This is a genomic window from Microcoleus sp. LEGE 07076 (assembly GCF_015207455.1).
Lineage (GTDB): Bacteria > Cyanobacteriota > Cyanobacteriia > Cyanobacteriales > Microcoleaceae > Microcoleus.
This window is the reverse complement of record NZ_JADEWV010000213.1, coordinates 1-9,639: the sequence shown is the minus strand read 5'-3', so window position 1 is coordinate 9,639 and position 9,639 is coordinate 1. Positions and strand designations below refer to the sequence as shown.

General features: G+C 44.6%; 9 protein-coding genes and 1 pseudogene. 1 reads left to right on the top strand and 9 read right to left on the bottom strand.

All coding sequences use genetic code 11. The features are described from left to right. Positions 1-167: 167 nt before the first annotated feature. Positions 168-691 (top strand): annotated as a pseudogene (locus IQ270_RS24790) (transposase); the annotation flags it as partial. A 27-nt stretch (positions 692-718) separates the two neighbouring features. Here IQ270_RS24790 and IQ270_RS24785 read toward each other — a convergent pair. From IQ270_RS24785 to IQ270_RS24750, 9 genes are all read right to left on the bottom strand, one after another. Next, positions 719-991 (bottom strand): ferredoxin, encoded by a 273-nt coding sequence (locus IQ270_RS24785; RefSeq protein ID WP_339384312.1) that lies wholly within the window; start codon positions 989-991, stop codon positions 719-721. Positions 992-1,046: 55 nt separating this feature from the next. Further along, positions 1,047-1,403 (bottom strand): DUF1003 domain-containing protein, encoded by a 357-nt coding sequence (locus tag IQ270_RS31435; protein WP_339384313.1) that lies wholly within the window; start codon positions 1,401-1,403, stop codon positions 1,047-1,049. Positions 1,404-1,415: 12 nt separating this feature from the next. Beyond that, positions 1,416-1,580: a hypothetical protein gene (locus tag IQ270_RS31430; protein ID WP_228056670.1), complete on the bottom strand. Its 165-nt coding sequence runs from the start codon at positions 1,578-1,580 to the stop codon at positions 1,416-1,418. A gap of 356 nt (positions 1,581-1,936) precedes the next feature. Then, entirely contained in the window at positions 1,937-3,181 is a 1,245-nt protein-coding gene (locus tag IQ270_RS24775) for an HhoA/HhoB/HtrA family serine endopeptidase (protein WP_228056669.1), read from the bottom strand. Positions 3,182-3,656: 475 nt separating this feature from the next. Continuing rightward, the gene (locus tag IQ270_RS24770; protein WP_193975837.1) at positions 3,657-4,739 is read right to left on the bottom strand and encodes an AI-2E family transporter; all 1,083 of its coding nucleotides are present in this window, start codon (positions 4,737-4,739) and stop codon (positions 3,657-3,659) included. Between the two features lie 262 nt (positions 4,740-5,001). Then, entirely contained in the window at positions 5,002-6,075 is a 1,074-nt protein-coding gene (locus IQ270_RS24765) for a D-alanine--D-alanine ligase family protein (protein ID WP_193975836.1), read from the bottom strand. Positions 6,076-6,232: 157 nt separating this feature from the next. Further along, positions 6,233-7,582: a tRNA (N6-isopentenyl adenosine(37)-C2)-methylthiotransferase MiaB gene (gene miaB, locus IQ270_RS24760; protein ID WP_193975835.1), complete on the bottom strand. Its 1,350-nt coding sequence runs from the start codon at positions 7,580-7,582 to the stop codon at positions 6,233-6,235. A 289-nt stretch (positions 7,583-7,871) separates the two neighbouring features. After that, positions 7,872-9,008: a DNA cytosine methyltransferase gene (locus IQ270_RS24755; protein ID WP_193975834.1), complete on the bottom strand. Its 1,137-nt coding sequence runs from the start codon at positions 9,006-9,008 to the stop codon at positions 7,872-7,874. A 206-nt stretch (positions 9,009-9,214) separates the two neighbouring features. Next, positions 9,215-9,639: hypothetical protein (locus tag IQ270_RS24750; RefSeq protein ID WP_193975833.1), on the bottom strand; the 425-nt coding region annotated here is incomplete at its 5' end.

Sequence of the window (9,639 nt, the reverse complement as noted above, 5' to 3'; positions counted from 1 at the left end):
TCGCCTTAGTTCCTTCACAAGTTTGGGTTGCATAACTAATATTTCGTCGCTACACGATTGTTCTAGCAGCTAATTCGGCCGGGTTATTATGTAAAGGTAATTCCGGATGCTCCAAAACTAAAAGCAAATCAGCATACTAAGTAATGAAGAGCCTAATTTTTTTCGTTCATCTAGAAGACAGAATGAAATATTATAGAAATCTGAGAGAATTAATTAAAATTTATGGTAGTAAAAGTATTGTATTCATTGATGAGTCAGGATTTGAGGAATTTGAAGGTTCTGTGTATGCTCTTTCAAAAAGAGGAAAGAAGGTCTATGGCGCTCATACCAGGAAAACGGGGAAAAAGAGAAAATTTAGTAGCAGGAAGAAGAAAAGGAAAGAAGGACTGGCATTGCACCAATGCTGTTTATGGGTAGTTTGAATGCAGAAGGATTTGAAGGATGGTTATCTTTATATTTGTTGCCAGATTTAACAAGTCCATCTATATTGGTTATGGATAATGCACCCATTCATCGTAAGACGGTGATTAGACTATTGGTTGAGGAGGCCGGTCATCAGATAATATTTTTACCAAAATACTCTCCTGACTTAAATGATATTGAGCATGATTTTAGTGCATTAAAAAGAGCTAAAATGTATGCGTCTCCTGGCACATCTCTTGATGAAGTTATTCGTGCTTATTGTGCATGAAGAGTGTCTCATACTTATTTGAAATGACTATACTAGTGCAGGCAAATTTTGCTGAACTTCTTTGATTTTTTTCGGTTTGTCAACAGTGCCGATCGAACTGGTAGGACAAGACAAAAGAGCCGCAAGACTTCGCATTTCTGCTGTTGCGTTTGTCGGCTGCTGGTAAACCGCCGACTGTTCTCCCGCTTGAGTAAATACTTCCGGCGCCATCCACCGACAAGTATCGCAGTCAATGCAGCTACTGTCTACATAAAAATTACCGCTGATGTTTTCAGGACGCCGCCGATTAATGTTAGCCATTTTTCTACCTTTTAATGAAGTAAATAAAATATTTTTTACCTCCAGAGGAATGCGGCTATTTGCGAAAATTTTCTTCCATCCCCTGGAGGTATTGCTGTTGCTGTTTGAGCATTTTGGAAATTTCTACAAATTCTTTTTCCCGCCAAGTATTGATTGTATCGTGCAGCCGTTCAATTTTATCATGCAGCAGTTCAATTTCTAATTCTGCCTTGACATTTACTTGATAGTCGTGTTCGGCACTTTGGCGGTCAACAAGGGACTGGCGATTTTGACTCATCATAATGATGGGTGCAGTGTAAGCCGCCTGAAACGACAGCATCAAATTCAACAGGATAAAAGGGTAAGGGTCCCAGTGTTTTATCCACACAATAACGTTCAGAATAATCCACATTATTAGAAGGCTGTTCTGAATAATGATAAATCTCTAGGAACCGACAGTAGCCGCAACTTTGTCTGCAATGCGATCGCCGGATGACATCCGCTTCGGAGGCGGGTTTCGCGCTGGTTTTTTTTGCCGCAAGTCTTGCAGCATTTCATATTCTTCAGGCAGTAGCGTCGCTTGCACTGTTCGGGACGGTTTTTGAGTCATAAACATCTAAAAAATGTAGAAGTATCTTTAAGTTTACATCTTGCTCCGAGGCAAATACCCTTGCCAAGGTTTCCCTCGCTTATAAATGTATAATTAGGCTCGCAGTAGAACTCCCCAGCGATCGGGAATAAAACAAACTTTACCATATTTTTAAGTCAGTTGAAACTGAGATATTGCACCATTTTTAATAAGCTTTTTATGGGCGGACTCTGGGGCCCACCCCACAAGAAAATGCACTTGTGGAACAGGCCGGACAGCCTGTGCGATCGAGAATGGTGCAACATCTGGGTTGAAACCAACTTAAACAATAAGCCAGGGACTAAAGTCCCTGGCTTAACTTAACCCGCGCAACAGTTCTACTGCTGCTTTTGATCTGCTGGAAAAGCCCCAGCTTTCACCGAGACAGTCACAGGTTGTCCGCTGCGGCTCAACTCAAGCTGCATATCGGCGCCCACTGTACTTTTCTCGACAATTTGCTGTACGCTGCCAGCATCGCTGACTTCTGAACCGTTGATTTTCTTGATCACGTCGGCAACACGAACTCCCGCTTTTGATGCCGGGGAATTTTTCGCAACTCCCAGAACTAACACGCCTTTATCTTCAGTCAGCCTCAATTTAGTGTTGGGATTTTTATTGAATTCTGCCTTGACTTGGGGAGTAATGCTCAACATCCGAACGCCGAGATAAGGATGTTCGGCTTTTCCGGTTGTTACTAATTGGTCGGCAATTTGTTGTGCTCGATCGATCGGAATCGCAAAACCCAATCCTTGAGCACCTTGAATAATCGCCGTATTCATGCCAATAACTTGACCGCGCTGGTTCAGCAGCGGGCCGCCCGAGTTGCCGGGATTGATGGCCGCATCGGTTTGAATAAAGCTAACGCGCTTGTCAGGAACGCCGACATCGGCACTAGAACGGCCTGTAGCGCTAATAATCCCGACAGTCACGGTATTGTCCAAACCGAGGGGATTGCCGATCGCCACCGCCCATTCTCCCGGCTGTAATTCTTCAGATTTACCCAAACTCACCACAGGCAAATTGTTAGCTTCAATTTTCACAACAGCCACATCAGTAACTGTATCTACGCCTAAAACTTTACCCACAAATTCGCGACCGTCTTTCAGTTTTACCGTCACCGTATCCGCGCCGTCAACAACGTGAGCGTTAGTCAAAATGCGACCGTCGGAACCAAAAACAAAGCCCGAACCGGAGCCGCGTTCTACCCGATTTCCCTGCTGGCTGGGAGAGTCCGGCCCAAAAAAGCGGCGGAAAAACGGATCTTCCAAAACATCGGGCTGTTGGGTTTTCACCGTGCGAGAAGAATCGATTCGCACCACTGCCGGACCAACTTCCTGCACAACTTTAGTCACAAAATTAGAGTCTTGAGAAGGCAGTATATTTGCAGGCAGTGCTGAGATTTGGGTTGCATTTGCAGGTTCAGATTTGATGGCGTTAGAAGAGCCGGGAACTTGAGAATTTAGGGCGTTGCAGCCGACAGTTGCCGTGGAGCCGAGCAAAATGAGGGATAAAAAAGCCAGTTTTTTCGGCAGAGAAAACTTGCGATAACCCTGAGTTTGATTTGGTATATTTTTGGTTGACATAGTATTGATTTGGTTGGATAACGGGCGAGAGTTATAATTATGGTTTGGCATTTTTAGCACCTACTCTAATTAACTTAGAACTAAATGTTCTCTAATTTTAATTCAAGCATTTGTTTGATGTACTTGCCTGGTATGGTTTACCCTACAAGCTGGGGGAGAAACCGGACGGTTGCAGGCAAATACTGGATTCCAGCTTGTAAGTGCGATCCTCTTCTGCAAGCTTCGCTAACGAGCTTTTGTCAGCACTGGCGAATTGCCACCTGAATGCGATAATACATACTACGGTAGCCTACCCGCATATTCCGCATTTTCTCGGCAGAAATCTTCATCGAATCAGTTTTGTGAACTCAGCGGTCGCGACTGCAATCAAATTAGTTTGTAGTCAAGACTTAAGTCTTGGCTGCAAAGGCGATCGGGGTTATTTGAGCGGCTGCGATATCGTTCCCAATTTTTTAATCTCAAGTCTAAAATAGTATTATTGCTCAGCAGGCTCAATAGAATGAAGAGCATCAAATTCCCTCGACTTGTTCCTCGAAGTTTCCCAAGTATCAACAGCATTCTTAATAAAACCAGCCATCGGCACAGCAACGATCAAACCTGCTAATCCCGCCACCTTCACTCCTATTAGCAGCGACACTAAAATCCACACGGGATTCAGACCGATAAAACCTCCTAACAACCGAGGAGCCACCCCGCTTTCAATTACTTGATCGATAACTGTAGCCACAACTAAAACTGTGACGCCGAGCCAAAAGTTGTTTAATAGAATCAGCAAACTGACAATGCAAATACTAAAAGGTGCCCCGAAGGGAATCATCGTCATTACACCCACACCCAAACCAAACAGCAATCCGAAAGGAACTCGTAAAATCAAAAAAGCCACAGTCATCGACAGTCCCATCAAACCAGCCAAAGTTGCTTGGCCGACGAAGTAGTTGTGAAAGCTGCGCGCCAGCAACAGCCGCAATTGCAAGCTCAGCTTGGAAGGAAACCACTTAAACAATCCTTCCCACAGGTGATCGCCGTGCAATAGCAAGTAAAATGTCAGGACTATTGTCAGGAGAAAATTTACCGCACTGTCTGCCGCACCCAAGCCAAATTTGAGGATTTCGCCCGTGAGAGACTGCAATTGAGCTGAAAGTCGATCGCTCAATTGAGCCGTCAAACCGCTAACATCAATACGGAGATTGCGATTTTCCGCCCACTTGTGGAACATTTCAATCTGTTGCGTACCCGAAACTATCCAAGTCGGCAGTCTCGTGGCGAGTTCAGTGATTTGGTTGAGCAAAATAGGAGCCAGAGTGATCGTTAAAACCACTAATACCAGTAAAGTCAATAACAATACCGACAAAACAGCCCGATCGCGCGCCAAACCGTATCGGCGCAGAAAGCGCACTGGATAATCTAGCAAAAAAGAGAACACTGTAGCGATTACCAAAACAGTAATCAGGGCGCGAAAATATTCAAACACCAAAAGTGCCAACCAGCAGTTGAGTACCGTTAGGGGAAATAACAGCCCGTAAGTCCACCAATACGACAGTTGATTGAAACGTCTCATCTAAGTTAACCCAGTTAAAGTTTGAGATGACAGATGCGAGATTGACGCTGCTATTCGCTGTTCTGGGTCAACCATTTTATGTTGCATTTATTTATACCAGCCTGCTGAAAATCCTCAGTTTCTCGACCAGCAGCAGCAATTGAGCTGCTGGCAGGCATTGCCTGCCACAACCATCTTATATCGTTTCCGCTAGTATGGATATATTACCTGCGGAATAACTTACTTTTTGCTGTTGCGACCAAAGCAGTTTGCGGCTCGCAATTCAACCTTTATCTCCGTGCCGTTCCAGAGCTAATTCAATTAAACGGTCTACTAATTCCGGGAAAGAAATACCCTCATGCGCCCAAAGTTGGGGATACATACTGGTAGCTGTAAAGCCGGGAAAAGTGTTGATTTCATTAATCAAAACTTCTCCGGTTGATTCAACGTAGAAAAAATCTACTCGTGCCAAACCGGCTGCGTCTACAGCCAAAAATGCCTGCACTGCCATTTCTTGAATTTGCGAGACGATCGCACCGCTGACTTTTGCCGGGATAGACCACTCGGCTTGTCCCTCAGTATACTTAGTTTCATAGTCGTAGAAATCGCTTTTAAAAGTAATTTCTCCCACCGTTGAAGCTTTGGGGTTGCCATTGCCCAAAACCGCACATTCTAATTCTCTAGCAAGCACACCCGCTTCCACAATTATCCGCCGATCGTAACTGGCTGCGCCGTCGAGGGCGGCTTCTAATTCGGCGCGCGATCGCACTTTAGAAATTCCCACAGACGAACCCAAATTCGCCGGTTTCACAAAGCAAGGATAGCCCAAACCTGCCTCAATTTTGTCGCACAGTTTGGGGAAAACGCAAGGATTCGACCAAATTTCGGAACGGTTGACGGCGATGTATTTTACCTGCGGCAAACCTGCGCCAGCAAAAGCCATTTTCATCGCAATTTTATCCATTCCGATGGCCGAACCCAAAACCCCAGAACCAACAAAAGGAATTTGCATTAACTTCAAAAACCCTTGCACCGTACCGTCTTCACCATTAGGCCCGTGCAAAACTGGTATCCAAACATCTACTGCATTAAAATTAGGAAACTGTCTAGATGCGAGAGAGTCATCTTGTCCTGGTTGTTGCTTTATTTCCAGAGATTTTCCGGTGAATAAGACTTGTTGGGCTGACTCGCCCGACAGCCAGCGGCCGTCTTTTTGGATGTAAAAAGGCAGAACTTCATATTTAGAGTCATTTTCGTCTGCAGCGAGGGCGCGGGCGATCGCCCGCGCCGAACTAATCGAGACCTCATGTTCGCCCGATCGCCCGCCGAAGAGTAACCCGATCCGCATCTGTGTCATTTTTCAATACTCCCGGTACTTTTTGACAAATATACACGGAGAGCACAACTAACGCACAGACAAACCGCTTTCAGACTACATATCTTCTCAATTCCACTCTTCCTCTGTGTCCTCTGCGCTCTCTGCGGTCAAAAAAAATAAATCTTCTTAGAAGAGTTCACCAATTTTCCACCATTTCCCCAGTCAAACTAAAAGCGCGAATATCTGTAATCTTAACATCTACTATTTTACCCGCTAATTCAGCAATATCACCCTTAAAAAAAGTGAGACGATTACCACGAGTGCGCCCCATCACCTGACTGGGAACTTTGATATTTTGGACTTCCACCAACACTTCTTCAACACGTCCGAAATAGCGCTGCGATCGCTCCATCGCCGTCGCACTCACCACATGATTGATCCGTTGCAGGCGATCGGCCTTCACCTCCTCGCTCAACTGATTTTCCCACAAAGCCGCCGGCGTTCCCGGGCGAGGCGAATAAGCCGCCGTATTCACCAAATCAAAACCCACATCTTCGATCAACTTCAGAGTCTTCTCAAACTGCACCTCCGTCTCCCCAGGAAAACCCACAATCGCATCAGCAGTAATAGAAGCATCCGGCATATAACAGCGAATCATATCAACAATCCGGCGGTATTTCTCCTGAGTATAACCCCGAGACATCGCCTTCAAAATATCATTATCTCCAGACTGAAAAGGCACATGAAAATGTTCGCAAACCTGCGGCAACTCCGCACAAGCCTTAATCAATCTTTCATTAAAATAGCGCGGGTGGCTAGTAGCAAATCGGAGGCGATCGACCCCAGGAACATCCTGCACAAAATACAGCAAATCCGTCAAAGTATGCAGGTTGCTGCCATCCGGTTTCGTCCCCGGCAAATCGCGCCCGTAAGCATCAATATTCTGCCCCAACAAAGTTACTTCCTTGTAACCTTGACGGCCCAACTCCTCCATTTCCGCCCGAATAGCCTCCGGCATTCGCGACTGTTCAACCCCGCGAACATTCGGCACAACACAATAAGTGCAGCGTTCATTGCAGCCATAAATTACATTCACCCAAGCAGTCACCTTGCTGTCGCGGCGAGGCTTAGTAATATCCTCCATAATCTCCACAGCTTCAGTCGCCACAACTTGATTTCCCTGAAAAACTTCTTCCAGCAAATCTTCAAGTCGGTTAGCGTGTTGCGGCCCCATTACTAAGTCCAATTCCGGCACCCGCCGCAGCAGCGCTTCACCTTCCTGCTGCGCCACGCATCCAGCCACAACCAAAGTTAAACCCGGTTCTTGGCGCTTGCGATGAGCTTGCCTTCCCAGGTTAGAATAAACTCTTTGTTCGGCATTATCGCGAATTGTGCAAGTATTGTAGAGAATCAAACTAGCTTCATTCGGGTCTTCCGAGAACTCAAAGCCCATATTTTCCAGAATGCCGGCCATCCGTTCCGAGTCGGCTTTATTCATCTGGCATCCGAAAGTAGTAATGTGATAGCGGCGGGGTTTAACAGTCATGGCGAATTGCAGGCAAATAAAAAATCTAGGTTTTCAAGCTCAACCAACTATTATATAACAAGTCTAAACGCCTTGTGAACTTTTATTTTTCTTAATTCATTAAAAAACAACTTTCACAAACCTGTAGGGTGTGTGAGGCGCGGCGATTAACTTGCGCCACCCATAAATAAATCTTAAACCGCGCCTCACGCACCAAAATCTAGTTATCGCGGTGCGTGAGGGTTAAAAATCTCACAATTTAAATTCAACGATTACTCGCCCTCACACACCCTACAGCTAAAATATCTATTTAATTTAAAAACTGATAAATTGTTTTAGCAATTCCCCGCGCAGCCAAATAAGGAACTCCATTGCCAACAGTTTTGAACATATTAGTTAATGTCATATTTTCTGGTAGCGCGAGCTCTTTTGGTAGCGACTGAATCGCCAGTGTTTCTGCAACCGAAAGCCTGCGAACTTTGTAAGGGTGCAAGTGAACTTCGTTATTGCCGTAACAAGCAGTCGGCGAATAACGCCACCGATGCAAACGCTTGTAAGATTTTTTAGAATCATCTCCCTCATCGACAGCAGCAAATCTTTTAATTCCCGCTCTTGGTTGAAAATAGTGTTGGGCATTAGGATGGTTTGCAACATCATTTTTTTGGAACCAAAACTGTACTGTTAAATCTTTGGGTATGCCATCAGGGCAAGGCAAAAAACTATCACAGGCAAACCTATTACTATCGGGCCAAGGATTAGCAAAAACTTCGGATTTAGGATACAAAATCTGACTTGACCAAGGAAATACACCTTCAGGCAACATTTGGCTGTTTCGCTCTAAAGAAATGCCCATATCTTTGACAATATTTTTTCGGAAACCGATTAAAATAATCCGATCTCTATCTTGGGGGACACCGTATTCGATCGCATTAATTAAACGTTCCACAAATAAATATCCTGCCTCAGCCAACTTGTTTTTAAGTTCGTCATAAAAAGCTTTATGTTTTTTGGTTCTCCACAAACCTTTGACATTTTCAAACAAAAAGAAATCCGGCTGTTGTTGGCAAATCAACTCAATGTAGGAATCTGAAAGTTTGCCTTTCTCTCCTTCCCCGCCTCGGTTTTTGCCACCTATTGAAAAGTCTGGACAAGGCGGCCCGGCAATAAATCCAATAATATCGTGTTTCTTGCGAGCATCTTGCATCAATTCGCGCAAGTGAAGTGCTGGTTTTCCCTCTACAAGTCGAGTGACATCTGCTTCCTCTCCTTCGCAGTGTCCGTATTCTGGCTGCGGTAAGTTTAGACACTGGCGAGAGTATCGGTATGCTTGCATAAAAGGTGGAAAAATTTCATTGACATACGCTACATTAAACCCGCTTAATTCACAACCTAGGTCAAGAAATCCCGAACCGGAAAAAAACGAAAATATACAAGGAGCAGGGTGCATTAAATCATCCCAATTATTTTAAAATAAGCTTACTATAAATTCAGTTGGGTCTGTACCTTCGGCTGGCAAAAAAGAGACTATTCCTCGCCGATATGCGCTACAAAATTCTGTCTGATATGGAAAAGCATCTGCGTTTATCTGTGTTTATCTGCCTGACATCTGCGGTTTTGCTTTAAATCAAAAAAATACGCAACTCAAATCTATGCTTAAAACCACTGTCCGCCTCGGAAACGCCAGTATGGAAAAAAAATCCGCATTAGTGTTTGCGATGCTAGATAAATAGCCAGCCACACTAAACTATAATGCAGTGCAAAAGCTCCCAAGTCAAAATCTTGGGCAGGTATTCCCGGCAAACCAATAATCTTGATTAAAAATAACACAAAAAGCGCTTCCCAAATTCCGGCAAGCAATTGAAATACACCGGGCCAATCTCGATCCCAGCGAAACTGCTGAATATAAATGTATAAGGCATCCCAGCCCAGGCCGAAAATCGCTACATACCCTAAAGTCCAGAAAAAACTTGAGCCTGATTGGGAGGTAATTAAACCCATAAAAAAGGGCAGCGTTACTAAAACGCCTACAGTTGCAAATAATAATATTCGAGTTTGCCAGCGGCCGAATAAGGTGGGAG